The organism is Bacillus sp. PK6-16, from assembly GCF_056530295.1.
The window spans coordinates 734,090-761,042 of record NZ_CP096511.1; the positions used below are offsets into that span (position 1 = coordinate 734,090).

General features: G+C 39.7%; 24 protein-coding genes and 1 other annotated feature. Of the genes, 17 read left to right on the forward strand and 7 right to left on the reverse strand.

What is annotated here, in order from left to right; all coding sequences use genetic code 11:
* Positions 1-10 precede the first annotated feature (10 nt).
* The 7 genes from M1D66_RS03750 (at position 11) to M1D66_RS03780 (ending at position 10,044) form a co-directional block, all read left to right on the forward strand.
* Positions 11-1,870: an FtsX-like permease family protein gene (locus M1D66_RS03750; RefSeq protein ID WP_242554998.1), complete on the forward strand. Its 1,860-nt coding sequence runs from the start codon at positions 11-13 to the stop codon at positions 1,868-1,870.
* 346 nt (positions 1,871-2,216) lie between these two features.
* Positions 2,217-2,783 carry a tyrosine-type recombinase/integrase gene (locus M1D66_RS03755; RefSeq protein ID WP_000454210.1) on the forward strand — a complete coding sequence of 189 codons (567 nt, stop codon included), beginning with the start codon at positions 2,217-2,219 and terminating at the stop codon, positions 2,781-2,783.
* A gap of 33 nt (positions 2,784-2,816) precedes the next feature.
* On the forward strand, positions 2,817-3,314 hold the full coding sequence (locus tag M1D66_RS03760; protein WP_001026054.1) for a cation:proton antiporter regulatory subunit: 498 nt from the start codon (positions 2,817-2,819) through the stop codon (positions 3,312-3,314).
* A 3-nt stretch (positions 3,315-3,317) separates the two neighbouring features.
* A complete protein-coding gene (locus M1D66_RS03765; RefSeq protein ID WP_000380167.1) occupies positions 3,318-4,541 on the forward strand; it encodes a cation:proton antiporter in 1,224 nt (407 codons plus the stop codon).
* A gap of 247 nt (positions 4,542-4,788) precedes the next feature.
* Positions 4,789-5,982: an MDR family MFS transporter gene (locus M1D66_RS03770; RefSeq protein ID WP_001137561.1), complete on the forward strand. Its 1,194-nt coding sequence runs from the start codon at positions 4,789-4,791 to the stop codon at positions 5,980-5,982.
* Between the two features lie 187 nt (positions 5,983-6,169).
* Positions 6,170-6,389, forward strand: a binding site (T-box leader).
* A 65-nt stretch (positions 6,390-6,454) separates the two neighbouring features.
* Positions 6,455-8,863 carry a leucine--tRNA ligase gene (gene leuS, locus M1D66_RS03775; protein ID WP_242554999.1) on the forward strand — a complete coding sequence of 803 codons (2,409 nt, stop codon included), beginning with the start codon at positions 6,455-6,457 and terminating at the stop codon, positions 8,861-8,863.
* 203 nt (positions 8,864-9,066) lie between these two features.
* Complete coding sequence (locus M1D66_RS03780; RefSeq protein WP_242555000.1) at positions 9,067-10,044, forward strand: hypothetical protein; 978 nt, start codon at positions 9,067-9,069, stop codon at positions 10,042-10,044.
* Between the two features lie 44 nt (positions 10,045-10,088).
* Here the strand turns inward: M1D66_RS03780 and M1D66_RS03785 are convergent, their stop codons facing one another.
* The 5 genes from M1D66_RS03785 to M1D66_RS03805 form a co-directional block, all read right to left on the reverse strand.
* A complete protein-coding gene (locus tag M1D66_RS03785) occupies positions 10,089-10,511 on the reverse strand; it encodes a pyrophosphohydrolase domain-containing protein (RefSeq protein ID WP_000180554.1) in 423 nt (140 codons plus the stop codon).
* A gap of 97 nt (positions 10,512-10,608) precedes the next feature.
* Positions 10,609-10,794: a hypothetical protein gene (locus M1D66_RS03790; RefSeq protein ID WP_000038781.1), complete on the reverse strand. Its 186-nt coding sequence runs from the start codon at positions 10,792-10,794 to the stop codon at positions 10,609-10,611.
* An 88-nt stretch (positions 10,795-10,882) separates the two neighbouring features.
* Positions 10,883-11,968: a spore germination protein GerHC gene (gene gerHC, locus M1D66_RS03795; RefSeq protein WP_242555001.1), complete on the reverse strand. Its 1,086-nt coding sequence runs from the start codon at positions 11,966-11,968 to the stop codon at positions 10,883-10,885.
* Positions 11,938-13,038 (reverse strand): spore germination protein, encoded by a 1,101-nt coding sequence (locus M1D66_RS03800; protein WP_006924871.1) that lies wholly within the window; start codon positions 13,036-13,038, stop codon positions 11,938-11,940. The genes gerHC and M1D66_RS03800 overlap by 31 nt, the downstream gene beginning before the upstream one ends.
* Positions 13,039-13,055: 17 nt before the next feature.
* Entirely contained in the window at positions 13,056-15,125 is a 2,070-nt protein-coding gene (locus M1D66_RS03805) for a spore germination protein (RefSeq protein WP_479831917.1), read from the reverse strand.
* Positions 15,126-15,277: 152 nt separating this feature from the next.
* Here M1D66_RS03805 and M1D66_RS03810 point away from each other — a divergent pair, with 152 nt between their 5' ends.
* Positions 15,278-16,402 carry a homoserine O-acetyltransferase family protein gene (locus tag M1D66_RS03810; protein ID WP_006924874.1) on the forward strand — a complete coding sequence of 375 codons (1,125 nt, stop codon included), beginning with the start codon at positions 15,278-15,280 and terminating at the stop codon, positions 16,400-16,402.
* Between the two features lie 49 nt (positions 16,403-16,451).
* On the opposite strand, the gene M1D66_RS03815 is transcribed toward M1D66_RS03810, so the two are convergent.
* Positions 16,452-16,634, reverse strand: coding sequence for a hypothetical protein (locus M1D66_RS03815; protein WP_000175905.1), 183 nt, complete (start codon positions 16,632-16,634; stop codon positions 16,452-16,454).
* Between the two features lie 197 nt (positions 16,635-16,831).
* Here M1D66_RS03815 and M1D66_RS03820 point away from each other — a divergent pair, with 197 nt between their 5' ends.
* The 6 genes from M1D66_RS03820 to M1D66_RS03845 all read left to right on the forward strand — a co-directional run bounded on the left by M1D66_RS03820 (position 16,832) and on the right by M1D66_RS03845 (position 24,110).
* Positions 16,832-17,137: a rhodanese-like domain-containing protein gene (locus M1D66_RS03820; protein ID WP_000141207.1), complete on the forward strand. Its 306-nt coding sequence runs from the start codon at positions 16,832-16,834 to the stop codon at positions 17,135-17,137.
* A gap of 77 nt (positions 17,138-17,214) precedes the next feature.
* On the forward strand, positions 17,215-17,439 hold the full coding sequence (locus M1D66_RS03825) for a spore germination protein (protein WP_000512468.1): 225 nt from the start codon (positions 17,215-17,217) through the stop codon (positions 17,437-17,439).
* A 20-nt stretch (positions 17,440-17,459) separates the two neighbouring features.
* Positions 17,460-17,783, forward strand: a complete 324-nt coding sequence (locus M1D66_RS03830; protein WP_001110848.1) for a hypothetical protein — start codon at positions 17,460-17,462, stop codon at positions 17,781-17,783.
* A gap of 116 nt (positions 17,784-17,899) precedes the next feature.
* The gene (locus tag M1D66_RS03835) at positions 17,900-21,865 is read left to right on the forward strand and encodes a BclA-related collagen-like exosporium protein (protein WP_242555002.1); all 3,966 of its coding nucleotides are present in this window, start codon (positions 17,900-17,902) and stop codon (positions 21,863-21,865) included.
* Between the two features lie 201 nt (positions 21,866-22,066).
* On the forward strand, positions 22,067-23,080 hold the full coding sequence (gene moaA, locus M1D66_RS03840) for a GTP 3',8-cyclase MoaA (protein WP_001157117.1): 1,014 nt from the start codon (positions 22,067-22,069) through the stop codon (positions 23,078-23,080).
* Between the two features lie 16 nt (positions 23,081-23,096).
* The gene (locus tag M1D66_RS03845; protein WP_001158105.1) at positions 23,097-24,110 is read left to right on the forward strand and encodes a molybdopterin-synthase adenylyltransferase MoeB; all 1,014 of its coding nucleotides are present in this window, start codon (positions 23,097-23,099) and stop codon (positions 24,108-24,110) included.
* A 37-nt stretch (positions 24,111-24,147) separates the two neighbouring features.
* On the opposite strand, the gene moaC is transcribed toward M1D66_RS03845, so the two are convergent.
* Positions 24,148-24,633: a cyclic pyranopterin monophosphate synthase MoaC gene (gene moaC / locus M1D66_RS03850; RefSeq protein WP_000094146.1), complete on the reverse strand. Its 486-nt coding sequence runs from the start codon at positions 24,631-24,633 to the stop codon at positions 24,148-24,150.
* 83 nt (positions 24,634-24,716) lie between these two features.
* Here moaC and moeA point away from each other — a divergent pair, with 83 nt between their 5' ends.
* From moeA to moaE, 3 genes are read left to right on the forward strand one after another with little or no spacing between them, the layout of a single operon-like run.
* Positions 24,717-26,006: a molybdopterin molybdotransferase MoeA gene (gene moeA / locus M1D66_RS03855; protein WP_000229713.1), complete on the forward strand. Its 1,290-nt coding sequence runs from the start codon at positions 24,717-24,719 to the stop codon at positions 26,004-26,006.
* A complete protein-coding gene (gene mobB, locus M1D66_RS03860) occupies positions 25,976-26,491 on the forward strand; it encodes a molybdopterin-guanine dinucleotide biosynthesis protein B (protein WP_000503325.1) in 516 nt (171 codons plus the stop codon). The genes moeA and mobB overlap by 31 nt, the downstream gene beginning before the upstream one ends.
* The gene (moaE, locus tag M1D66_RS03865) at positions 26,488-26,952 is read left to right on the forward strand and encodes a molybdopterin synthase catalytic subunit MoaE (protein ID WP_242555003.1); all 465 of its coding nucleotides are present in this window, start codon (positions 26,488-26,490) and stop codon (positions 26,950-26,952) included. Before mobB ends, moaE begins: the two co-directional genes overlap by 4 nt.
* Position 26,953: the final 1 nt, after the last annotated feature.

The window sequence follows — 26,953 nt, forward strand, 5'->3', positions numbered from 1 at the left end:
GTTCTAGAGCATGTTATTCAAACTTTCCATGTCAGGACTAAAGAGTAAGCTAAAAGATTACATCGTCTTACTTGTTGGTCTTGTCATGTCGATTTCAATTTTTTATATGTTTCAAACGTTAGCACTAAATGAATCATTTCTTGAATCTAATTCAGTGATTAAATCAATCGGATTTGTATTCCAAGCAGGTTCATTTTTACTAGCAATCATAACGTTCTTCTATATTTTATATGCGAACTCTTTCTTACTATCTCTTCGTCAAAAAGAGTTTGGTATGTATATGATGTTAGGAGCAAAAAAGCATAAAGTTACATTACTTATGTTTATTGAAACAATCGTATTAGGCGCTGCGTCTCTTGCAATCGGTATTACAGTTGGTGTAGGACTTGCAGAAGGTATCGGTCAATTGTTAATGAAACAATTAGAATTTGCTGGTGAAGGCTATAAAGCATTTTATCTGCCATCTATGACTGTTACTTGTATCTTCTTCTTTGCATTATTTGTACTATCAGCAATTATGAACAGTATTAAGTTATCACGTATTTCTGTATTGCAACTTGTACATGCAGATGCACAAACAGAACGTGTTGCGGTAAAAGGAAAAATGACAGGCTTAGTTGCATTCCTTGCGGTTATTTTATTAGGCATTGGCTATGCATCAATGATTTACATGGAAAAACTAAGAGAAATGGGAATCCTTATTGCATTAATTACAACGACAGCTGGTACTTATATGCTATTTGGCTCACTTCTTCCAGTCATTATTAAAAAGTTAAAAAGTAATAAAAAGCGTAGTGAAAAAGGACTTAACGCTTTTACATTTGCACAATTAAATTTCCGTATTAATAGCTTAACGAAAGTACTTGCGACAGTAGCGATGTTAGTTGCTCTTGGAGCTGGTGCAATTTCAGGTGGTATGGCATTTAAAAATAACGTTATAAAAATGGTAGATGGTTTAGTAATCTATGATTCAGTAGTTCATAATCCAACAGCTGAAGAAAAGAAAATTTTAGACGGTATTACATTTAAAGAGAAAAGCGAATATCGTTACAAAGTTGATGAAAAATACGTTTACTATGTAAAAGAAGATTTAGAGAAAAATCGTCCTTTAGTAAAAGATATGACAAAGATGAAGTCTATGAAGGATTTAGTAAATACGAAAAAAGCTTCAGAGGAACTACCGGTAGGTGCAGTTTCTAGAGAGATGAATCAAAAAGATGTGAACGCTAAAGAACTTTCGGCGGAATGGATAGATGCTTTTAGTACAATCCAACCATATTATTTATACAATGATCATGCAATTAAAATTGTAGATCAAAAAATGTACGATGGGATAAATGGTAAAGAAGGTATAGCATTTATTGGAAAAACAGATGATTTTTTAACATATAAAAAAGAATGGAAAAAACTTGACGAGTTGCAGCTAGATAAATATAAAAATGTAAAAGCTGAACAAATGGATAGTAAATATCAAGCTTATAGTGGGTTCTACGGCATTGCGAGTGGAACAGTATTTATGGGATTCTTCCTTGGAATCGCGTTCTTAGCAATGATGGCAAGCTGTCTTATGTTTAAAATTCTTTCTGGTGCATCAAAAGATATTACGCGTTATCAAATGCTCCGTAAAATCGGTGTGCGCCGTGAGTTATTAACGAAATCAATTTATAAAGAGTTATTCTTAGTATTCTTATTCCCAGCAATTGTGGGTATCGCTCACGTATTAGTTGGTATGAATATTTTCGGATTTATTTTAATTGATCCGTACTTCCGTATTTGGGTACCAATCGTAATTTTCGTAGTTATTTATGCGATTTATTACTTCATTACAGTTCAATTGTATAAAGGAATTGTTCTTCCGAAAGAAGATTAATAATAAAAACCGAGCAAAAACGCTCGGTTTTTATTATTTTCAGAAAAAACACTTTAATGTTACTGAAATATATAATATAATGCAAGTAAGTAACGTAATATAAAAGTAGAAGTAGCTGTATAAGGAAAGGAGGAATCCAATCTGTAGAAAGAAGCTGAACTTTTATCCCCACATTTTTTACCGCAACGTATTTATACAATCGTAAGTTTCCACATTGAAAGTTTTCAGAACCACCTGAGTATATTGTGAAAATAATGGATAACACATGGAAATCTCATAGCATGATAAGGTAAAATGGACAACATAATGAGAAAATTACCGTTCATAAGATGAGGAGAATACATGTATGGAAGTTGTAGAGGCATTAAAAGATATAAGCCAAATTGAGGCTATGAAAAAATATTTAAAAGAGCACTCCCAGCGAGATTATCTTTTATTTGTTATTGGAATTAACACAGGATTAAAAATTACAGAACTACTTAGTATGAAATTTGAAGATGTATTAAATGAAGACGGGACTGTTAAAGAGTTTTATACTCTTCCTGTGAAAGATGAAAAATTTAAACAAGATATTTATTTAAATACAAAAGTAAAAGAAGCGCTTTTAGATTACGTACAATCTATTGGCGTTAAAAGAGAAAATTACGTATTTCAATCTAATAAAACGCCAAATTCAATTACGCGCCAACAAGCGTATCGTGTAATTCATAATGCTGCAGAAGCAGTTGGAGTTGTTGGTAAGATCGGAACAAATTCAATGCGGAAAACGTTTGGATTTCATGCGTACAAAAGAGGGATAGCGATTGCGTTATTGCAAAAACATTTCCATCACGCGACTCCATCAGAGACGCTAAAGTATTTAGGCATCTCAAAGGATGAGACCTTTAAAACGGAGATTGATGTCGATTTATAAAAGCCGTAACTAAAAAATTAGGAGGCGGAAAATATGAATATTAGAGAGAGCGAACTGCCGGGTATTGGATGTAAGTTTGAAGTGATTACAAAAGGTAATGAAAAGATGGTTATCGTTATTCATGATGATGGCCGAAGAGAAATGTACCATTTTGATGCTGATCATGAGGAGAGTGTTTCAAGCGTCTCTCTTCGTGATTCCGAAGCGAGACAAATTGCAGCTATATTGGGCGGAATGGTATATAGACCACAAGCTTTAGATACGATTGAAATGGCCTTTGAAGGATTATCAATTGAGTGGTTTAAGGTGGAAAATAATGCACCAGTCGTACAAAAAACAATTGGTAGTTTACATGTCCGAAACACATATAACGTAACGATTATTGCCATTTTGAAAAAAAATATGAAGAAGTTCTTTAATCCAGGCCCAGATTCTATCATTGAAGCTGGCGATATGCTCGTATTATCAGGCGAAAGACATGAAGTAAAAAGAATTATTAATGAGTTGCTTTCAGTAGGAGGGGATTCATAATCGATGGATACTTTAATCTTTGAAGTTGGAACTGCGTTAGTATTAGTCGCTTTTGCAGCTATTCTCGCTGCAAAGTTAAAGTTCTCGATTATTCCGTTTCTCATTATACTTGGTATGCTAGTGGGGCCCCATGCCCCAGATTTAGGGCTTATCGATTTAAGATTTATTGAAAGTGGAGAAGTTATTTCCTTCCTCGGCCGTGTTGGCGTTATATTCCTCTTATTCTATTTAGGCTTAGAATTCTCAATTAAAAAATTAATTAAATCAGGAAAATCAATTGCCTTTGGGGGAACTGTTCATATATCGCTTAATTTTATATTAGGTTTAATTTACGGATATATAATGGGTTTCCCCTTATTAGAAACATTAATTATTGCTGGGATTATAACAATTTCATCGAGTGCAATTGTTGCGAAAGTAATTGTTGATTTAAGAAGATCTGGTAATAAAGAGACGGAGCTAATTTTAGGAATCATTATGTTTGATGATATCTTTTTAGCCGTATATTTATCAGTCGTTTCAGGATTAGTACTCGGAGGGGCAACGTCACTTGTAGGTGCTCTTACATCTATTTTAATCGCAGTAGGGTATATGCTACTATTCTTTGTAGTTGCTAGAAAAGCTACACGATTTTTAAATAAAATGTTAGATATTTCGTCCAATGAAATTTTTATTATCGTAATATTCGCTATTTTGTTCTTTGTAGCAGGATTTTCAGAAACGATTCATGTCGCGGAGGCGATTGGAGCATTATTATTGGGGCTCGTCTTTTCTGAAACAGAGCATAGTGATCGAATTGAACAGCTCGTTGTTCCGTTTCGTGATTTCTTTGGAGCTATATTCTTTTTCAGCTTCGGTTTAAGTATAGACCCATTTTCACTTGGAGGAGCAGTGTGGTTGGCATTAGGAGCAGTTTTCATTACTCTTATCGGTAATTTTACTGCTGGAATGGTTGCGGGGCGTAAAGCTGGGTTATCGCATAAGGCTTCTACGAATATCGGTTTAACACTTGTATCACGCGGAGAATTTTCCATTATCGTCGCGAATATTGGAATCGCGGGCGGCTTAATGGCAGCGATTAAACCGTTCTCTGCTTTATATGTTTTAATATTGGCATCGTTAGGACCATTATTAACGAAAGAGTCTGGGAGAATATACTCGCTACTAGATAAGGTGTTTAAATGGAGTGCTAAAGAACGTGCGAAGCGAGAAAAGGAAGTTGGATAGTATAAAGAGGCTGCATGAAGTTCATACAGCCTCTTTATACATTGTTACTGTTGTCATTTTTTGTCGGTAAGTCGATATATTTTAATAATCGCTGATATAATCCAAGAAGCAATCAGTATAATTTCATTTACCGTCGAACCATTATCTGAATTTCATCAACTATTAATCAGTTGCCTTCCTATTTAAAAACGACTACAATTTTACTGTTATATATATGAACGAAAAAAATAGAATAGGAGGGGAAACTATGCCAAGGAAAGTATGGCTATTAGTAGCTGGGATGATTATTAATGTCACGGGTGCTTCTTTTTTATGGCCTTTTAATACAATCTATTTGCATGATCACCTAGGAAAATCTTTATCTGTGGCCGGAATGGTATTAATGATCAATTCGCTTACTGGTGTAATCGGAAACTTGCTCGGCGGTGTTTTATTTGATAAATGGGGCGGTTATAAATCAACTTTAGTAGGGATTGTGATTACACTTGTATCAATTTTAGGTCTTGTGTTCTTCCACGGTTGGCCGTTATATGTTGTGTGGCTAGCGTTAATCGGCTTCGGTTCTGGAATGGTCTTCCCATCGATGTATGCGATGGTTGGTACGGTTTGGCCAGAAGGCGGAAGACGGGCATTTAATGCGATGTACGTTGGACAAAATGTTGGTATTGCGATCGGAACAGCATGTGGTGGATTAGTTGCATCGTATCGTTTTGATTATATTTTCTTAGCGAACTTTATTTTATACTTTGTTTTCTTCTTAATTGCTTTTATTGGATTCCGCGGTATGGAAGACAAGAAAGAGCCAGGCGTGCAAAAAGAAGTCGAAACGAAAAAAGGGTGGTCACTTACACCTGGATTTAAAGCACTTCTTATCGTGTGTGTAGCATATGCTTTATGCTGGGTTACATACGTACAGTGGCAAGGAGCGATTGCAACACATATGCAAGAATTGAATATTAGCCTTCGTCACTATAGTTTATTATGGACGATAAACGGAGCGATGATTGTTTGTGCGCAGCCACTTGTTAGTATGCTAATTCGTTGGATGAAGCGTTCTTTAAAACAGCAAATTATGATTGGGATTTTCATTTTTGCGGCGTCATTCATTGTGTTAAGCCAAGCGCAGCAATTTACGATGTTCCTCGTTGCGATGGTAACATTAACAATAGGTGAGTTATTTGTATGGCCTGCGGTTCCAACGATTGCAAATATACTTGCACCAAAAGATAAATTAGGGTTTTATCAAGGGGTTGTAAATAGTGCGGCGACTGTAGGGAAAATGTTCGGGCCGGTCGTTGGCGGAGCAATTGTGGATTTATACAATATGGAAGTATTGTTTATAGCAATCATGGTAATGCTTGTAGTAGCGCTTATAGCAACGAGCATTTATGATAAACGAGTAAAAGTAGAAGAAACAGTTGAAGAAAAAATTGCAGTTTAGTTTGACGGAACATGTAACATGTTTTAGAATATATTTAAATAAAACAACCTTTAGAACAAGGGAGATAGCTCGGCTGTCTTAAGATGAATTCGTTAGTTATTAAGAGTAACGATTAACCGAGAAGTCCTCGCTTTAAGTAAGCTCTTAAGAGATACTAGGTGAAGGATAGTTCACTTAACTTATATGTGTAATAACAGTGAGAAGGAGTAGTAGTAATAGAAGCTGGTTTAGAGAGTTGACGGTCGGTGCAAGTCAATCCACGTTTCGTTATGAACTCGCCTTTGAGTTGCAGTTGTGAAACTAATAGTAGCAATTGCCGTTAATCCACGTTACGGATCTAAGCGAATGTATATTTGTACATTAATTTAGGGTGGTACCGCGGGAATCTATAACCTCTCGTCCCTTTCTAGGGATGAGAGGTTTTTTGTATTTTGGGCGGTGAAAATAAATAGAATTTCAAGGAGGGTATCTCATGAGCTTTAATCATCAAGAAATTGAGAAGAAGTGGCAAGGGTACTGGGAAGAGAATAAAACATTCCGTACGCCAGATGAGACAGAAAAACCAAAATTTTATGCACTAGATATGTTCCCATATCCATCAGGTGCAGGCTTACACGTAGGACATCCAGAAGGTTATACAGCGACAGATATTTTATCTCGTATGAAGCGTATGCAAGGATATAACGTTCTTCATCCAATGGGATGGGATGCATTTGGTCTTCCAGCAGAGCAATATGCACTTGATACTGGAAACAGCCCAGCTGAATTTACAGAGCATAATATTAATACGTTCCGTAACCAAATTAAATCATTAGGTTTCTCTTACGATTGGGACCGTGAAGTAAATACAACAGATCCAAACTACTATAAGTGGACGCAATGGATCTTCCTAAAACTATTTGAAAAAGGCTTAGCTTACGTTGATGAAGTACCTGTAAACTGGTGCCCAGCACTTGGTACAGTACTTGCAAACGAAGAAATCATTGACGGTAAGAGTGAGCGTGGTGGACATCCAGTTGAGCGTCGTCCGATGAGACAGTGGATGTTAAAAATTACAGCTTACGGAGATCGTCTATTAGAAGATCTAGATGAGCTTGATTGGCCTGAAAGCTTAAAAGATATGCAACGTAACTGGATCGGTCGTTCTGAAGGTGCAGAAGTACACTTCAACATCGATGGTACAGACGAGAAATTCACAGTTTTCACAACGCGCCCTGATACATTATTTGGTGCAACATACTGTGTACTAGCTCCAGAACATGCACTTGTTGCAGAAATTACAACAGCAGAACAAAAAGAAGCGGTAGAAGCTTACATTAACGCTGTAAAAATGAAGAGTGACCTAGAGCGTACAGAACTTGCGAAAGAGAAAACTGGTGTATTCACTGGTGCTTACGCAGTTAACCCAGTAAACGGTGAGAAATTACCAATCTGGATCGCTGACTATGTTCTTGCAACTTACGGAACAGGTGCTGTAATGGCAGTTCCAGCTCACGATGAGCGTGACTATGAATTCGCATCAGTATTTAATCTTCCAATGAAGGAAGTTGTAAAAGGCGGAGATATTACGAAAGAAGTGTACACAGGTGATGGTGCACACGTAAACTCAGCATTCCTTGATGGATTAAATAAAGAAGAAGCAATCGCAAAAATGATTGAATGGCTTGAAGCAACGAGCGCAGGAAATCAAAAAGTAACGTACCGTCTACGTGACTGGTTATTCAGCCGTCAACGTTACTGGGGTGAACCAATTCCAGTAATTCACTGGGAAGATGGTACAATGACAACTGTGAAAGAAGAGGAATTACCATTAGTTCTTCCGAAAACAGAAAACATCCGTCCTTCAGGTACAGGTGAATCACCACTTGCTAACATTGACGAGTGGGTAAATGTTGTTGATCCTGAGACTGGTAAAAAAGGTCGTCGTGAAACGAACACAATGCCGCAATGGGCTGGTAGCTGCTGGTACTACCTACGTTACATCGATCCAAACAATAGCGAAGCACTTGTAGATCCTGAAAAAGTAAAACAATGGCTTCCAGTTGATATTTATATCGGTGGTGCAGAACATGCCGTACTTCACTTACTATATGCTCGTTTCTGGCATAAAGTATTATACGATATCGGTGTAGTTCCAACGAAAGAGCCATTCCAACAATTATTCAACCAAGGTATGATTCTAGGTGAAAACAACGAGAAAATGAGTAAATCAAAAGGTAACGTTGTAAATCCTGATGATATCGTAGCAAGCCACGGTGCAGATACACTTCGTCTATACGAAATGTTCATGGGACCATTAGATGCTTCAATTGCTTGGTCTGAAAATGGTCTTGACGGAGCTCGTCGTTTCCTAGACCGCGTATGGCGTCTATTCGTTCAAGATAACGGTGAATTAAGTGAGAAAATTACTGACGAACCAAATAAAGAGCTTGAAAAAGCTTACCATCAAACAGTGAAGAAAGTAACAGAAGACTATGCAGAGCTTCGCTTCAACACAGCGATTTCTCAAATGATGGTATTCATCAACGATGCATACAAAGCTGAAACACTTCCAAGAGAATATGTAGAAGGTTTCGTAAAAATGATTGCACCAGTTGCACCTCATATCGGGGAAGAGCTATGGAGCAAACTTGGATACAATGAAACAATCACATATGCAAGCTGGCCAACATTTGATGAGTCTAAACTTGTAGAAGATGAAGTTGAAATTGTTGTTCAAGTTATGGGTAAAGTTCGCGCAAAACTAACAATGAGTAAAGACGCATCAAAAGAAGAAATGGAACACCTTGCACTTGAAGCAATTCAAGACCAAATTGAAGGGAAAACAGTTCGTAAAGTAATTGTTGTTCCTGGAAAACTTGTTAATGTTGTTGCAAATTAATTTATTCTAAATGAAAGCTCAGAGTATGTATACTCTGAGCTTTTTTGTGTAGAAAATAATCTCTGGATCACCCTAGTCTAAGTTTTCAATTATTCCAATACGTACAAATAAAAGAGCGGAATTCCAATACAGACAAACACCTATTTTTCTATAGGAAATATGATAAAAAAGGTAGGCTAAATTGAGTAGAAGAGGTGAAAGGAATGAAAGGGATGGACAATAATGCACCACATGGCTTTTTCGGAGGTGGATCGGATAGTTATGAACAAATGATGTTAATGGGAGGCGGACAACAAGGATATGGCGGAATTCCGAGCTGGATGGGTGGAACACCTGGAGGATTTTCCACATCAGTAGCTGGAGCACAAACTGGAATTCCAACATTAACAGGAGGATTTCCATCATCAGTAGCTGGAGTGCAAACAGGAATCCCAACATTTGTAGGCGGAGCAGCGGGAGGAGTACCAGTAGGCGTACCAACTACATTCCCATCTTTCGTTGGAGGAGTACAAACAGGATTTCCGGTACCGGGAGTAGGTGTTGTGGCAGGCGGAGTAGGTGGTTATCCACAAGGTTTTTACGGTCACCATGGCCATCATCATCAAGGTCACCATGGCCATCATGGACACCATCACCACCAAGGTCAACATGGCCATCACCACCAAGGTCAACATGGCCATCACCACCAAGGTCACCACGGTCATCATGGACATCAACAACAACAAGTACATCACCACGGCCACCACCATATACATCCACAGGCTGTTCTTTATCAAACTCATCAAGGTCAACATGATCATCATGGCCACCATCACCACCAAGGTCAACATGGCCATCACCACCACCAAGGTCACCACGGTCATCATGGACATCATCAACAACAAGTACATCACCACGGCCACCATCATATACATCCACAGGCTGTTCTTTATCAAACTCATCAGGGTCAACATGGTCATCATGGACACCAAGGTCACCAAGGTCACCAAGGTCAACAGCACCAACAGCACCAACAGCACCAACAGCACCAACAGCACCAACAGCACCAGCAATATCAGCAATATCAACAACAGCAATCTTCTCCTTGGACAGGTGGAATTGGAGCAGGAGCAGCAGGGGCAGCAGCAGGAGCGGCTAGTATTAGTGGAGCTGCAGGACATGCGGGACACGTGGGTCATTAATGATTGCCAGAAAAAAAGACATAATAAAAAACTGCTAGGAAATCCTAGCAGTTTTTTTCAGCTTCTTGGCGTTGACGTTCGATTTCAGCACGAAGTTGTGGTTCTGGTGCTTGCCAGCCTTCAGGTTTTAGAATTTTACCGTCACCTTCGCGGAATCGAGGTTTCCCGTCAGGGAATAGTTTTGCCATGTTTGCGTTATTTACAATTTCGAATCCTTTATCAGGACGTACGCCCATTTCGGCAAATGTTCCGAATGCAAAGTAAATAAGGTCAATTAGTGCATCGTATTGATCTTCAACAGTCGTCGCCTCTAGAAATTCTTCCAGTTCTTCCTGCATAAAACTTGCACGGATTTTTGCACGCTCTTCTGTTAATTTTGTTGGAGTATTTGTCACAGGATGTCCGAATACTTCATGCATTTTCGCAACAAGTTCGTATCCTTTATCTAAACCTTTTTCGTTTGTCATGTTGTTTCATCCTTTCTTACGTTATGCCGAAGTTTATTGTAACATAAGGTGATTGTGAAATGAAAAGAACATCTTATCGAAATAAGATGTTCGCTCGTTATTCTTCTTTTTTTATTAAAAGGGATGAAATAAGATCGATGCCAAAAATACCGACCAGTAACATTGGTATAACGACAAGTAAGTAACGTGTGAAGGAAACATTTTTTAAGTATGTATGAGCAAATAAAAAGACACCGAGAAATAAAATACCATTTAAAATAGGCTTTACTAATTTTTTAGACATAAGCTCCCCCATAAATATCTTCTCTCTCTCTAAAATAAAAACTCCTCTCTCCGTTGTATCATGCTGGAGAGAGGAGTTCAATCATTTCTCATTCAATTACACCAGAATTTGTAATATTTACGGTGTATTTTATATGAACCGGAACATCTTTATACATTTGTCTCCATTCTTCTAATTTGAATGGGCGATAATGTTGCTTATACTTTGCACCTAGCCCGAGAGGATCGACGCCTAAAGATTTAAACTGCTTAATTAATTTGGAAGCCTGTATGTCCAATTGTTTTTGGACGTTTTTTTCAATGTTTTTTGTGTTCTTGTTATTTTCCAAGTTAATTGCTTTCGATAGTTCTTGAATACGTGCATCAAGATGAACATGAATGAAAAAAGAAGGCTTTCCGTTTTTAATTTTTATATCGTAAGTTGGAACAGAACGAATATTATTAATCATGACGTACGCAGAATCTGTTTTAAATTCATGTGAATCTAATTTATGTTTCTCTAATAGTCCTTTAAATATGAACATATCTTTTTCCGCAATTTTACCGATATATTTATCTTTTTTAAAAAGGCCAATTCCGGTAATTTTTATTTTATCACCATGCTTCTTTAGAATGGGAATATAGTAGTCTTTTCCTTCTTGGTAATAGCGAAATGCTCCTATATGTAGATTATCCACTGGTAAAGGTCCGGTCTCCATGTTATGTTCTAGCAATTTTTTTATATAAATGGCAACGTTGTATGAAGTCGAATATTTGCCTTTTAAAAGTTCAGTACCATTCCCATCTAATAAAGCAGCATATAGAGCGTTCCCTATATTCACATCTCGAAGTAATGTATCGAATGAAGTAGACATTCCTTTTTTGGCAAGCCTTATTGTATATAGAGCGACACGCATTTGTCCGCTAGCAAACGGTTGAGAAGACTCTAAAGATGTGTCTGCTTTTACTTGTTTTACCGCATTTGCACTGCCTTCAAAAACTTGAACTTTATTTCCTTTTTTCTGAATGGGACAAACGAATGTCACTTTTACTTTATTATCTTTTGCGACATCAAAAACTGTTCCTTGAATAAGTTGTACATCATCGATAATATTTTTTTGTAAACATCCAATTAGACTGAAGAATGTTATACAAGAAATAAGTATTAATTTGCTTGTGCTTTTGATTTTTTCCATTTTCTTTTCACCCACACAATAATAAATAGGATTGGGATGTATACATAAATGAGCCAAAAACTAACTTTTGATACATTACTAATAAAGTTATTAATATCGTGTCTGTTTGTTAAAAGTTGCGAAACAATGAGAGTGATAAAGATAAAAGCAATTAAAACACCCCTTTGTTTTACACGAAATATTTCATGAGTTCCTCTCATTGACGCCCATAAAGGGAGGATAAAACTTGAAATAATAACGAGTGCATAGCCTGAAATTGCAATATATTCGAGTCTTTCTATAAATGGTAATTGAATGACTTGGGTCATAGAAAGTTGTGCCCATATTGTTTTTAACAATTGCTTCTCACTAAAAAATGCAAAGGCTAAAAGGGTACTAAATAGATATAGAAGATTTGAAAATAGTGCTCCAAGCTGAGCGTATTTATGAGATTGCATAGGCTTTTTCACAAATGGATACACCATGAGGTAAATCTCAAAACCGGTCATACTGTAGATTGACAGTTGAGCGGATTTTAAAATGTCCGAAAAAGAATGTGTGAATATAGGTAGTAAATTATCCCAATGTGAATATTTCAAAACGAATAAGCTTAGAAATAAATATCCTAATGTACCACCAACAGAGATGACGCAAATACCGGTAATGACACGAAATCCAGAAGAGATAATGTAATAGCTAACTAAGCATAAAAAGAGTGTTAACATAAAGGTGGAAGCGGTAGGAAACATCCATACTTGAATAATTTCAACATATGTTCGGATGACTGAAATACTAACGATTAAAAAATAAGCCATAAAGATGATGCTAATGCCATTTCCTAGCCATTTTCCAAATGTTTGCCGATGTAAATCAACTAAATTCCCATTTGTTTCTTTTAATAAGACATACATCATCCATATAATAATATGGATGAAAATTCCTGTGATTATAACGCCCATCCATCCATCGTATCCAGCGGCCTTTGCGATGATTCGAGCGAAGCCGAGAACGCCAGCACCGAACTGTGCACCGTGAATTAAGAAGAAAACGAAGATAGGAGATATTTGATATTTTTCTTGAACTTTACTCATCGAATGCACCTCATTTCTTAATCATCAAAGTCCGATCTATGTTTTGTTGAAATTCCTTTCGCTGCTTTTTTTACATGTTGTGGTCTTGCTTGTACATCTCTTGTATCAATCATTGTTAAAGGGAAACGAATCCAAGAATCTTTAACAGATTGTTGTCTTGTTGGGTAGAACAAAGCGTATGGCTTGCGTAAAGAAGTAAGTCTAAATAGATGCGTAAATAAGAAGATAAATCCAAGAGAAATCCCGAAAAGTCCTCCTATTTCTGCAAATATGAGAAATGGGAAGCGTAGTAATCGAACCGCATTACCCATTTTGTAAATAGGTGTAATAAAGGAAGCGAGTGCTGATAAGGCAACGATAATTAATAAAATATTACTCGTTAAACCAGCTTGTACAGATGCTTGCCCGATTACGATACCGCCTACAATACCGAGCGTTTGACCAACTTTCATCGGTAACCTCGCGCCAGCTTCCCTCAGTAAGTCGATTGCAAGTTCTAAAAAGAGTGCTTCAATTAAAGGCGGGAATGGTACTTGTGCTCTTGATAAAATTAAAGTTTCAAGTAAATCACTTGGAATGAGTTCATAATGATAATTTAAAACTGCAACGTATAACGGTGTAGCGCAAATTGAAAATAGAACGGCAATTAATCTTAAAATCCTTGAAAATGTAGCGTACATCCAGGAGACATTGTAGTCTTCTGGTGAAATGAAAAAATCAAAATAGGATACAGGTGTTAGTAAAACACTTGGAGAACCGTCCACAAAAATAGCGATTTTACCATCGATTAGTGCTTTTGTAACTCTATCAGTGCGTTCTGTATTGATATAGAGAGGGAAAATCGATTTTTCACCCATTAATTCTTGTAAATAAGCACTATCATTAATTTGATCATATTCAAGAGCGCGTAATGATTCCTCGAGAAAATCTACATTATCTTTTTCAGCGAGGTTGTCTAAATACATCATGACAACTTTTGTTTTGGAAAACTCGCCAATAATCATTTCTTTTGTTTGTAAATCTAAAACAGGAAGACGTTTTCGAACTAAATTAATGTTTGTATCAATATCCTCTACGAAACCTTCTTGTGGTCCGATAACAGTTGATTCGTTTAAAGGAGGGGTTGGTGCACGATAATTATCAATTGCAATGTTTGCAAGCATACATTTTTGATCTTGCTGATTCAATTGAATAATCGCATGCCCCTTTAAAACCATATCCTCAATTTTTTGTAAGTCGTTCGTAATTGTAATGCCGCTCATTGGAATATGTTCTTTCAGCTCTTCTAGTGAAGCATTAGGTCGTTCCAAAAGAGTAGGCATTAAATATTTTTGTAATTTCTCTCCATCAAGCGAAGGACGATAGTAAGAAATCCAATAAGGCATCGTTTCATCGTCGGATGTATGATAATTCACAAAATCACTAGATTTTTTCAGCTTCTCTATTAAATTTTGTAAAGAATGGATACGGTCTTTTTCTGGTTTCGTAAAATCATAAATACTATTACCTTTAGAGTTTTGTTGCTTACTTTGAGAAGGTTCATCTTGCTTAGCGTTTTGTTGTTTATCTTGAGACGAATCACCTTGTTTAGCACCTTGTTGTTTATCTTGAGAGGAATCCTCTTGTTTAGTACTTTGTTGCTTATCTTGAGAGGAATCCTCCTGTTTAGAGTTTTGTTGCTTATCCTGAGAAGAGTCCTCTTGTTTAGAACTTTGCTGCTTATCCTGAGAGGAATCCTCCTGTTTAGAACTTTGCTGCTTATCCTGAGAAGAGTCATCTTGTTTAGAACTTTGCTGCTTATCCTGAGAGGAATCCTCTTGTTTAGCACTTTGTTGCTTATCTTGAGAGGAATCCTCCTGTTTAGCGCTTTGTTGCTTATCCTGAGAGGAATCCTCTTGTTTAGCACTTTGTTGCTTATCCTGAGAAGAATCTTTTTGCTCGTTATTTTTACCTTTATTATGTTTCATACTTCTAGTCTGTTCTTTGTTATCATCCTCTGCATTGTTAGAATGCTGCTCCTGATTATCTGTTTCGTTTGCTTCTAGTTTATTTGATTTTTTTTTCTTACGTAGCCAATTCCAAATCATGTGTATGCCCTCTTTAATCTTGTAATATAGTGCTATTTTGTGGCTAATTTTGTATATTATTCATTTATTTATGAAAAGAAGAAGGAGATTAGTTTGCATAGAAAAAAATCTTTAGTAAGCAGTTCATACTATAACGGGGAGAGGAAGAGTCTGTGCAAATTGTAAAAAAGGAGAAGTTTGTTTTAAAAGAGTTTACGTTTGAAAATGGCAGGGAAATTCCTGTTCAAATGGGATACGAGACATATGGCACTTTAAATAGAGAAAGGTCAAATGTGATTTTGGTTTGTCATTATTTTAGTGCAACAAGTCATGCGGCAGGAAAATATACAGTGCATGATGAGGAGTCTGGTTGGTGGGATGGGCTCATTGGAGCTGGAAAAGCAATTGATACAAATAAGTATTTTGTTATATGTACAGATAATCTTTGTAATGTGCAGGTGAGAAATCCATATGTGATTACAACAGGACCGAAATCGATTAATCCAGAAACTGGAGAAGAATATGCTATGGATTTTCCGGTTTTTACATTTCTTGATGTAGCTCGTATGCAATATGAGTTAATAAAAGGTATGGGAATTTCAAGGTTACACGCTGTAATTGGACCGTCGGCAGGGGGAATGATTGCACAACAATGGGCGGTTCACTATCCACATATGGTAGAGCGGATGATTGGCGTTATTACGAACCCACAAAATCCAATTATTACGTCAGTAAATGTAGCGCAAAATGCGATTGAAGCAATTCAACTGGATCCAAGTTGGAAAGATGGAAAATATGGAGAAGAGCAGCCGATAAAGGGGCTTCATTTAGCAAATAGAATGATGTTTATGAACGCGTTTGATGAGTATTTTTATGAAATGGCGTTTCCTCGTAACAGTATAGAGGTAGAACCTTATGAAAAGTTTTCTACACTAACATCATTTGAAAAAGAAATAAATAAAGCGACATATACAAGTATAGAGTTAGTAGATGCAAATTCATGGATGTATACTGCAAAGGCAGTTTTATTGCATGATATTGCACATGGGTTTTCTTCATTAGAAGAATCTCTTTCTAACATAGAAGCGAATGTACTTATGATTCCATGTAAACAAGATTTGCTTCAGCCGTCTCGTTACAACTATAAAATGGTAGATATTTTGCAAAAACAAGGGAAGTATGCGGAAGTGTATGAGATAGAAAGTATAAATGGGCATATGGCGGGAGCATTTGATATTCATTTATTTGAAAAGAAAGTTTATGAATTTTTAAATCGGAAAGTATCTAGTTTTGTTTAGAAGACAAATGATGGGGAAAAGGTGCAATGTTTGTAGTAGGCACCTTTTTTTACATGATTTGTAGACGGAAAATATATGTGGCAATTGCTATACCGAAGAATGCGATACTAAGCAATAGAAATAAGAATGACATTTCTTGGGGTGATTTTATTTTTTTAGTATTTTTCATACTAAGAGTAATAATTGCAGCGATTAAGAAAATGATGCCCATTATGAAAAGGGAAAGTGTCATTTTCATTGGCTCCTTTCATAAGACAAGTATATTGAGGATACAATGCAAGAGTTATGTTTGTAAAGAATAAGTTTTGCGAGAAAATTGAGAAATAGTTTTTCGATTCTTTGCGTTCTTTCTTTTGCGTGCTAAAATTGGTAGAGAATGTTTGTGAAAAAGAAACTAAAGGTTTTATTGTATATAAGGAGGAACTACATATGACAGAAGTTAAAACAATTACTACAGAAGAGGTACAAGAGCGTTTAGAAAATGGAGAAACGTTATTTTTAGTAGACGTAAGAGAAGATGAAGAAGTAGCGGCAGGAAAGATTCCAGAAGCTGTACATATTAAAATGGGCGATATCCCACATAAAGTAGATTTCTTTAATAAAGAGAATGAATATATCTTTATTTGTCGTTCAGGAATGCGCAGCGAAAATGTATGTCATTATTTAAATGAGCAAGGATTTAAAACAGTGAATATGGTTGGCGGTATGCTTCAATATGAAGGTGAAACGAAATAGTTAATAGTTAAAAACTTGAAACGAGTCTGTTTCAAGTTTTTTTCTTTTGCATACAGTATAAAAAGGAGGAGGGGGAAATGGGGATTAATTTGCGTAAAGTAAAAATTATGAATAATACAGGAGCTGTTAATGTCGGCGACTGTTATGATATCTCGCCTTTAGCTGTAGCAAAAGTATATGCAGGTGCTGGAGGGTCGAGTGCGGCTATTTTTTTAAATGGGAAAAGACAGCCAGAAGCAGTCATTAGAACATCAGTGTTTCTTCCGCCGTTAGCAACAAGTACACGTACATTAGGTTCATAGAGGAAAGGTAGAGTGTAATTATGCCTGCTCATATAAAAGAATTTGTTATTGTGAATAACACTGGGAATATATTTACCGGTGATAATTTGAGTGATACTTCATTTACTGCTTCGAAATCATATAGTGGTTCAATGGGGTGCACTTGGATTGATGTTGTTACAGTAATAGGGACGGAGACGAAGCTTTGTTTACAGCCGGGAGATTCGGTGACGACGACGTATACAAGGGGCACTCCTGCTGGTACTGTAACAGGAGCAAATATGGGGCAAAATGTAAATACATCGAGTATAGCGCAAGCTGTCCCTAATACAGATAATATGGATTCAATTGCAGGACTCCCTTAAGGAATTAAGGGAGTTTTTATTATTTAAAATAAAAATAGTCTTGGAAATTATTTTTGTAAATAGATTAAGAAGAGGCTTATTTATTATGAAAAAGACGGTTTGTAGGTGGTGAAAGTGTGAAGAATCGTGATAATAATCGGAAGCAAAATTCGTTAAGCTCTAATTTTAGAATTCCACCAGAACTTATTGGGCCTACTTTCCCCCCTGTTCCAACTGGGTTTACAGGTATAGGGATTACTGGTCCAACCGGTCCACAAGGCCCAACAGGACCTCAAGGACCAAGAGGATTACAAGGTCCGATGGGGGAGATGGGCCCGACAGGACCTCAAGGTGTGCAAGGGATACAAGGATCAGTTGGGCCAATAGGTGCAACTGGACCAGAAGGACAGCAGGGCCCACAAGGATTGAGAGGACCACAAGGAGAAACTGGAGCGACAGGACCTCAAGGGGTGCAAGGGTTACAAGGTCCGATTGGTCCAACGGGAGCGACTGGGGCACAAGGTATACAAGGGATACAGGGATTACAGGGGCCAATTGGAGCGACGGGACCTGAGGGACCTCAAGGAATTCAAGGCGTCCAAGGGTTACCGGGTGTAACTGGTCCACAAGGAATACAAGGAGCACAAGGGATACAAGGAACACAAGGACCGAGTGGAAATACAGGTGCAACCGGAGCAACTGGTCAGGGGATAACAGGCCCGACTGGAATAACAGGTCCAACTGGGATAACTGGACCATCTGGAGGACCTCCTGGTCCGACGGGGCCGACTGGTGCGACAGGTCCGGGCGGTGGACCGAGTGGAAGTACAGGTGCGACTGGAGCAACGGGGAATACTGGAGCTACAGGAAGTACAGGGATAACAGGAGCAACGGGAAGTACAGGTCCGACTGGAAGTACGGGAGCACAGGGCTTGCAAGGAATCCAAGGGATTCAAGGGCCAATTGGTCCAACAGGTCCAGAAGGTCCGCAGGGTATTCAAGGTATTCCTGGTCCGACGGGAGTAACTGGTGAACAAGGAATACAAGGAGTTCAAGGTATTCAAGGGGCAACGGGAGCAACAGGGGATCAAGGTCCACAAGGTATACAGGGGGCTATAGGGCCTCAAGGGGCCACAGGAGCAACAGGAGATCAAGGTCCACAAGGAATACAAGGAGTACCAGGGCCATCAGGAGCAACAGGCCCACAGGGAGTTCAAGGGATACAAGGTCCGATGGGTGATATAGGACCAACAGGTCCAGAAGGTCCAGAGGGACTTCAGGGCCCGCAAGGAATACAAGGTGTGCCAGGGCCAGTTGGAGCAACGGGTCCAGAGGGTCCTCAGGGGATACAAGGTATTCAAGGATCGGTAGGAGCAACAGGCCCACAAGGTCCCCAAGGAATTCAGGGAATACAAGGTGTGCAAGGGATAACGGGAGCAACTGGAGTACAAGGAGCAACTGGAATTCAAGGGATACAAGGGGAAATAGGAGCAACGGGTCCAGAGGGTCCCCAAGGAGTGCAAGGTGCTCAAGGGGAGATTGGTCCAACAGGTCCGATGGGTCCCCAAGGAGTGCAAGGAGTACAAGGAATTCAAGGAGCGACGGGCGCACAAGGAGTGCAAGGTCCACAGGGAATTCAAGGAATCCAAGGTCCGACGGGGGCAACAGGAGATACGGGAGCAACTGGGGCGACAGGGGAAGGCACTACAGGTCCAACAGGAGTAACCGGTCCAACAGGAGTAACAGGCCCATCTGGAGGACCAGCAGGACCGACCGGCCCAACGGGGCCATCAGGTCCGGCGGGAGTAACAGGTCCATCTGGTGGACCACCTGGCCCGACAGGAGCAACCGGGGCGACAGGAGTAACAGGAGATACTGGGGCGACAGGCTCAACTGGAGTGACAGGAGCGACAGGAGAAACGGGAGCAACCGGAGTGACGGGTTTACAGGGTCCGCAAGGAATCCAAGGTGTGCAGGGAGAGATAGGTCCGACGGGTCCCCAAGGTGTTCAAGGTCCCCAAGGAATTCAAGGAGTAACGGGGGCCACTGGAGATCAAGGTCCGCAAGGGATTCAAGGCCCACAAGGCGACATAGGTCCAACCGGCCCACAAGGAATTCAAGGCCCACAAGGTTCTCAAGGAATCCAAGGAGCGACAGGGGGAACAGGAGCACAAGGTCCACAGGGAATCCAAGGTCCGCAAGGTGACATAGGTCCGACTGGGCCACAAGGTCCAACTGGAATCCAAGGGATACAAGGAGAGATAGGTCCAACAGGTCCAGAAGGCCCAGAGGGACTGCAGGGCCCGCAAGGAATACAAGGTGTTCAAGGGCCAGTTGGAGCAACGGGTCCAGAGGGTCCTCAGGGGATACAAGGCATTCAAGGACCGGTAGGAGCAACAGGCCCACAAGGTCCACAAGGAATACAGGGAATACAAGGTGTGCAAGGGATAACGGGAGCAACTGGAGCACAAGGAGCAACTGGAATTCAAGGGATACAAGGGGAAATAGGAGCAACCGGTCCAGAGGGCCCCCAAGGAGTGCAAGGTATACAAGGGGCGATTGGTCCAACCGGTCCGATGGGCGCACAAGGAGTGCAAGGAATACAAGGGATTCAAGGAGCAACAGGTGCACAAGGAGTGCAAGGACCACAAGGAATTCAAGGAGTGCAAGGTCCGACGGGAGCAACAGGAGATACGGGGGCAACCGGAGCGACGGGAGAAGGAACTACCGGTCCAACAGGAGTAACCGGTCCAACAGGGGTGACTGGCCCGTCAGGAGGCCCAGCAGGACCGACCGGCCCAACGGGGCCATCAGGTCCGGCAGGAGTGACAGGTCCATCAGGTGGACCACCTGGACCGACAGGAGCAACAGGTGCGACAGGAGTAACAGGAGATACCGGGGCGACAGGCTCAACTGGAGTGACAGGAGCGACAGGAGCAACGGGAGCAACCGGAGTGACGGGTTTACAGGGCCCGCAAGGAATCCAAGGTGTTCAAGGAGAGATAGGTCCAACCGGTCCACAGGGTATTCAAGGTCCACAAGGAATCCAAGGAGTAACGGGGGCAACCGGAGCACAAGGTCCCCAAGGAATTCAAGGCCCACAAGGCGACATAGGTCCAACCGGCCCCCAAGGAATTCAAGGTCCACAAGGTCCACAAGGAATCCAAGGAGCGACAGGGGCAACCGGGGCACAAGGCCCACAAGGAATCCAAGGTCCGCAAGGTGATATAGGACCGACCGGCCCCCAAGGCCCCCAAGGAATTCAAGGCCCGCAAGGAATTCAAGGCCCAACGGGAGCTACAGGAGCAACCGGAGCGACAGGGCCACAAGGAATTCAAGGTCCAACGGGAGCTACAGGAGCAACCGGAGCGACAGGTCCACAAGGAATTCAAGGTCCACAAGGAATCCAAGGCCCACAAGGAATTCAAGGTCCAACGGGAGCTACAGGAGCAACCGGAGCGACAGGTCCACAAGGAATTCAAGGCCCGCAAGGAATCCAAGGTCCACAAGGAATTCAAGGTCCAACGGGAGCTACAGGAGCAACCGGAGCGACAGGGCCACAAGGAATTCAAGGCCCGCAAGGAATCCAAGGTCCAACGGGGGCTACAGGAGCAACCGGTTCACAAGGTCCAACTGGAGATACAGGTCCAACCGGAGCTGGAGCCACTGGAGCGACCGGGGCGACTGGAGTTAGTACAACTGCAACGTATGCATTTGCGAATAATACATCAGGAACCGCTATTTCCGTTTTATTAGGTGGTACGAATGTACCATTACCGAACAATCAAAATATTGGTCCAGGAATAACCGTTAGTGGGGGAAATACTGTATTTACAGTTGCGAATGCAGGAAATTATTATATAGCTTATACAATTAATTTAACGGCAGGATTAGTTGTAAGTTCTCGTATAACTGTAAATGGCAGTCCGCTTGCGGGAACGATAAATGCTCCGACAGTTGCTACTGGTTCATTTAGTGCAACAATAATTGCTAACTTGCCTGCTGGAGCTGCTGTTAGCTTACAGTTATTTGGAGTAGTTGCAATAGCTACATTATCTACAGCAACGCCAGGGGCTACCCTGACTATTATTAGATTAAGTTAATAAGCAGAGAACCTTGAAGCTTTTATGTTTCAAGGTTTTTTTATCTTTGTATTTGTAAGTAAACCTCGTTAACCAGGGGGGAGTGAATCCCCTCTAATTATTTAAAGTTTCACTTTATTCACTTGAGCAAAAACATCGTAGTTCGAAAATATATTATAATAGAATGAAAAGAAAGAAATTTGGCAGAAAGGGAGGGTGGCGATGCAGGAGATGGTTAAAGATTTTTTTGGACGCCCACTTCAAGATTTACGTATATCTGTCATTGATCGTTGCAATTTTAGATGTACATATTGTATGCCAGCGGAAATATTTGGGCCAGAATATGCTTTTTTGAAAGACGAGTTTTTACTAACTTTTGATGAAATTGAGCGTTTGGCAAAATTATTTGTTAGCATCGGTGTACGGAAAATTAGACTTACTGGCGGTGAGCCACTGCTTCGTAAAGATTTAACAAAACTTATTGCACGTCTTGTGAAAATTGATGGGCTAATAGATATAGGGTTAACGACAAATGCTATTCATTTAACGAAACAAGCGAAGGCATTAAAAGAAGCTGGATTACATAGAGTGAATGTTAGTTTAGATGCGATAGATGATGACATATTTAAGAATATTAATGGTCGAAATATTAATACAAAACCGGTAATTAAGGGAATTATAGCAGCTAAAGAGGCGGGCTTGGAAGTAAAGGTAAATATGGTTGTGAAAAAAGGGATGAACGATCATCAAGTACTACCGATGGCTGCGTATTTTAAAGAGCAAGGAATCACGCTTCGGTTTATTGAGTTTATGGATGTTGGTAGTACAAATGGGTGGAATTTTGATCAAGTCGTTACAAAACGAGAATTGATTGAGATGATTCATAAGGTGTATCCGCTTGAGCCAGCTGAAGCGCATTACTTTGGTGAAGTTGCGAAGCGATATCGGTACGTTGGAACAAATGTTGAAGTTGGTTTTATTACATCTGTTTCTGAGTCATTTTGTGTCTCTTGTACGAGGGCGAGAATTTCGGCAGATGGAAAGTTTTATACGTGCTTATTTGCGACAGAGGGTTTGGATGTAAGAGAACTTCTTAGAGGAAATCTTTCGGATGAGGAGTTATTAAGTGTTATACAAGATGTATGGATGAATAGAAAAGATAGGTATTCGGATGAACGAACAGAAGAAAGTGCAAAAAATCGTCCGAAAATCGAAATGTCTTATATAGGAGGATAAGAAAGGGGGCTATCGCATGCAGGAGCGATATTCAAGACAAATATTATTTTCTGGTGTTGGAGAAGAAGGGCAGAGAAAAATAAGAGAGAAGCATGTGCTTATTATTGGTGCTGGTGCTCTCGGTGCGGCAAATGCAGAAGCGATTGTTAGAGCGGGTGTTGGAAAAGTAACGATTGCTGATCGTGATTATGTAGAATGGAGTAATTTACAAAGACAACAACTATATACAGAAGAAGATGCAAAGCAGTATAAACCGAAGGCGGTAGCGGCAGCAGAGCATTTAAGAGCGATTAATTCTGAGGTGGAAATAACTCCGGTTGTGACAGATGTAACGGTGCAAGAAATGGAAGAATTAGTGAATGATGTAGATTTAATATTAGATGCGACAGATAATTTTGAAACGCGTCTTCTTATTAATGATATTTCACAAAAGTATAATATTCCGTGGATATATGGTGGGTGTGTCGGAAGCTACGGAGTAACGTATACAATTTTACCAGGGAAAACACCGTGTTTTCGCTGTTTAATGGAGCATCCAGCGAGCGGTGCAACATGTGACACAGCTGGTATTATACAACCGGCAGTACAATTAGTAGTTGCGCATCAAATTACGGAAGCGCTGAAAATATTAGTAGAAGACTTTGGTGCGCTTCGTGAAACGATGTTATCGTTTGATCTTTGGAATAATCAACAGATGGCATTTAAAGTGAATAGGCAGAAAAAAGATACTTGTTTATCTTGCGGAAGGTTACGTACATATCCGAGTTTAACATTTGAAGGACAAACGAAAACAGAAGTGTTATGTGGGCGGAATACAGTACAAATTCGCCCGGGTGTGCGGAAGAATTTTAATTTAGAAGAAATTAAAAAACGCTTACAAAGAAGCGTAGAGATAAAGGCGACACCTTATTTATTATCATTTCCGGTAGAAGAATATCGTTTTGTTTTATTTACAGATGGCAGGGCGTTCATTCATGGGACGAATGATATGAATGTAGCGAAAAGTTTATATGCAAGATATATAGGTTGAACCTAAAGGAAACCCTTTAGGCTCAACGGAGAGAGGATTATGAATTTCTCGTATAATCTCCACTTTTTCCACCTGTTTTTTCAAGTAAGTACGTTTCGCCGATAATCATACCTTTATCGACAGCTTTACACATATCATACACAGTAAGAGCGGTAGCGGAAGCAGCTGTTAAAGCTTCCATTTCAACACCGGTGCTACCTTCTGTTTTAACTTTTACTTCAATGAGTAAACGATATTGTTCTTCTGATTGTTTCCAATCGAAAGAAACGTCAACACCTTTTAATAATAAAGGGTGGCACATTGGGATAATATCAGAAGTACGTTTCGCGGCCATAATGCCTGCGATTTGCGCAACTGCTAATACGTCACCTTTCCCAATTTCATTGTGAGAGATTTTATCGTAAATTTCTTTCGTAACGACAATGCTAGAGCACGCGATTGCTGTTCGAACGGTTGCTTTTTTGTCGCTTATATCAACCATTTTTGCGCGTCCTTGGTCATTGAAATGTGTAAATGAAGACATGGAATTCCTCCTTGAAGTAATTTCTATTGAATATATAAAGTTTAATCGAGATAAAAAAATTTGCAAATATGAGGTGAGAAACGATGGTAGAAAAACGAATTCCAATTCAAGTTGCTAAGGCAGTAGAACGGGTAATGAAATATGCGAAGCATGGTGAAGTAGAAGAAATTTCTATTACGGAAAGTTACGGGAGAATTCTCGGGGAAGATGTTGTCTCAGATCATGACGTTCCTCATTTTGATCGTTCCCCTTACGATGGTTTCGCCATTCGAGCAGAAGATACGAAAGAAGCAACTCAAGAGAATCCAGTTGAATTTGAAGTAATAGGAGAAATCGGGGCGGGTTCCGTTTTTTTAGAGGAAGTAGGAGCTTTTGAAGCAATTCGCATTATGACAGGAGCAGCTATTCCAGAAGATTGCAATGCAGTCGTAATGCTAGAGCTGACAGAAGGGTTTGAGAAGAACGGGAAAACATATATGAAGTTAAAACGCCCTTTTAATAACGGTGACAATGTGTCGTTTAAAGGAGAAGATATAAAACAAAATCAAGTTCTCGTTAAGAAAGGTGTTGCAATTAATCCAGGTGTTGCGGCCTTACTAGCAACGTTTGGATATAGCACGGTGAAAGTTGTAAAACAGCCTGTTGTCGGTATTGTAACGACAGGAAGTGAATTATTAGAAGTACATGAGCCGTTAGAACCGGGGAAAATTAGAAATAGTAACTCGTATATGATCGCAGCTCAAATTATGAAAGCTGGCGGGAAAGTTCGTTATTATGGTCAACTCGCGGATGAGTTAGATGCATGTTTTACAGCTGTTCAATCAGCGATCGATGAGGTCGACATTTTAATTACAACAGGCGGTGTATCAGTAGGAGATTATGACTACTTACCAGCTATTTATGAAAGATTACAGGCAAATGTACTCTTTAATAAGATAGCCATGAGGCCCGGAAGTGTAACGACAGTAGCTGAAGTTGATGGAAAGTTACTCTTTGGTTTATCAGGAAATCCGTCTGCTTGTTATGTAGGTTTTGAATTATTTGTGCATCCAATTATAAAAACGTATTTGTATGCGAAGGAACCTCACGTATATAGAGCGGATGCTATTTTACAAAAAGATTTTCCGAAGCCAAATCCATTTACTCGTTTCGTAAGAGCGAACGTAACAATTGTGGATGGGGCGTTACAAGCGATGCCGGTTGGTTTAGATAAATCGAGTGCGGTATCTTCACTTGCAGATGCGAATGCTTTTATCGTGTTACCCGGAGGAACGAGAGGATTTGAGACCGGAATGAAAGTATCCGTATTATTGTTAGAGCACTCTGAGGGATGTGAGTGGCCATGGGCGAAGCCCCTTCAATCTTACAAATAGTAGGGTATCAAAATAGCGGAAAAACGACACTTGTAGAGAAAATTGTGCATGCATTAGCCGAAAGCGAAATGAAAGTTGCTACAATTAAACATCACGGGCACGGAGGTTTTCCAGAAGTAGCGCAAAAAGATAGCGAAAGACACCGTAAAGCTGGTGCTGTCGTAAGTAGTGTAGAAGGTGCTGGATTACTTTCACTTTCTTCACTAAGAAAGAAATGGTCCTTGCAAGAAATTATTCGCTTATATGAGTTTTTTAAAGTGGATACAATTTTAATAGAGGGCTATAAAAAAGAGAACTACCCGAAAGTAGTGTTACTTCGTTCTGCGGAAGATGCTGAGCTTTTACATAAAGTAGAAAATATAGTGGCGGTTATTACGTGGTATGATGTCCCAGTAAATATACGAGAAGAATATAAAGTATTTCATATAACAGAAGAAGAGTTGTACATAGACTGGTTTTTACAAACGGTTAGGAGTGCGAAATGACAAATACATATTATGAAGTAATTGATACAGAAATCTCGATTGAAGAGGTAACGAAGAAAGTAATTCGACGTGAATGCGGTGCTGTTACAACATTTATTGGAACGGTTAGAGAGTTTACGAAAGGGCGTCGTACATTATACTTAGAATATGTCGCTTATAAAACGATGGCAGAAAAGATGCTAGAGAAAATCGGCCTGGAAGCGAAAGAGAAATGGCCGGGTACATATGTTGCGATTACACATCGCATCGGTACGTTGCAAATTTCTGATATAGCGGTTGTTGTTGCTGTTTCAACACCACACCGTAAAGCGGCTTATGAAGCGAACGAATATATTATGGAACGCATAAAACAAATTGTTCCGATTTGGAAAAAGGAGTTTTGGGAAGATGGTGACTCATGGATTGGTGATCAATTAGAAAAAACACCATATCCGGCGGGAGAGCCTGGGAAGGAGCTATAAG

Bases quoted from the DNA above. Each gene is read 5' to 3' on its own strand.
- M1D66_RS03750 (WP_242554998.1), top strand. From the start codon at position 11: ATGTTATTCAAACTTTCCATGTCAGGACTAAAGAGTAAGCTAAAAGAT.
- M1D66_RS03755 (WP_000454210.1), top strand. From the start codon at position 2,217: ATGGAAGTTGTAGAGGCATTAAAAGATATAAGCCAAATTGAGGCTATG.
- M1D66_RS03760 (WP_001026054.1), top strand. From the start codon at position 2,817: ATGAATATTAGAGAGAGCGAACTGCCGGGTATTGGATGTAAGTTTGAA.
- M1D66_RS03765 (WP_000380167.1), top strand. From the start codon at position 3,318: ATGGATACTTTAATCTTTGAAGTTGGAACTGCGTTAGTATTAGTCGCT.
- M1D66_RS03770 (WP_001137561.1), top strand. From the start codon at position 4,789: ATGCCAAGGAAAGTATGGCTATTAGTAGCTGGGATGATTATTAATGTC.
- leuS (WP_242554999.1), top strand. From the start codon at position 6,455: ATGAGCTTTAATCATCAAGAAATTGAGAAGAAGTGGCAAGGGTACTGG.
- M1D66_RS03780 (WP_242555000.1), top strand. From the start codon at position 9,067: ATGAAAGGGATGGACAATAATGCACCACATGGCTTTTTCGGAGGTGGA.
- M1D66_RS03785 (WP_000180554.1), bottom strand. From the start codon at position 10,511: ATGACAAACGAAAAAGGTTTAGATAAAGGATACGAACTTGTTGCGAAA.
- M1D66_RS03790 (WP_000038781.1), bottom strand. From the start codon at position 10,794: ATGTCTAAAAAATTAGTAAAGCCTATTTTAAATGGTATTTTATTTCTC.
- gerHC (WP_242555001.1), bottom strand. From the start codon at position 11,968: ATGGAAAAAATCAAAAGCACAAGCAAATTAATACTTATTTCTTGTATA.
- M1D66_RS03800 (WP_006924871.1), bottom strand. From the start codon at position 13,038: ATGAGTAAAGTTCAAGAAAAATATCAAATATCTCCTATCTTCGTTTTC.
- M1D66_RS03805 (WP_479831917.1), bottom strand. From the start codon at position 15,125: ATGATTTGGAATTGGCTACGTAAGAAAAAAAAATCAAATAAACTAGAA.
- M1D66_RS03815 (WP_000175905.1), bottom strand. From the start codon at position 16,634: ATGACACTTTCCCTTTTCATAATGGGCATCATTTTCTTAATCGCTGCA.
- M1D66_RS03820 (WP_000141207.1), top strand. From the start codon at position 16,832: ATGACAGAAGTTAAAACAATTACTACAGAAGAGGTACAAGAGCGTTTA.
- M1D66_RS03825 (WP_000512468.1), top strand. From the start codon at position 17,215: ATGGGGATTAATTTGCGTAAAGTAAAAATTATGAATAATACAGGAGCT.
- M1D66_RS03830 (WP_001110848.1), top strand. From the start codon at position 17,460: ATGCCTGCTCATATAAAAGAATTTGTTATTGTGAATAACACTGGGAAT.
- moaA (WP_001157117.1), top strand. From the start codon at position 22,067: ATGCAGGAGATGGTTAAAGATTTTTTTGGACGCCCACTTCAAGATTTA.
- M1D66_RS03845 (WP_001158105.1), top strand. From the start codon at position 23,097: ATGCAGGAGCGATATTCAAGACAAATATTATTTTCTGGTGTTGGAGAA.
- moaC (WP_000094146.1), bottom strand. From the start codon at position 24,633: ATGTCTTCATTTACACATTTCAATGACCAAGGACGCGCAAAAATGGTT.
- moeA (WP_000229713.1), top strand. From the start codon at position 24,717: ATGGTAGAAAAACGAATTCCAATTCAAGTTGCTAAGGCAGTAGAACGG.
- mobB (WP_000503325.1), top strand. From the start codon at position 25,976: ATGGGCGAAGCCCCTTCAATCTTACAAATAGTAGGGTATCAAAATAGC.
- moaE (WP_242555003.1), top strand. From the start codon at position 26,488: ATGACAAATACATATTATGAAGTAATTGATACAGAAATCTCGATTGAA.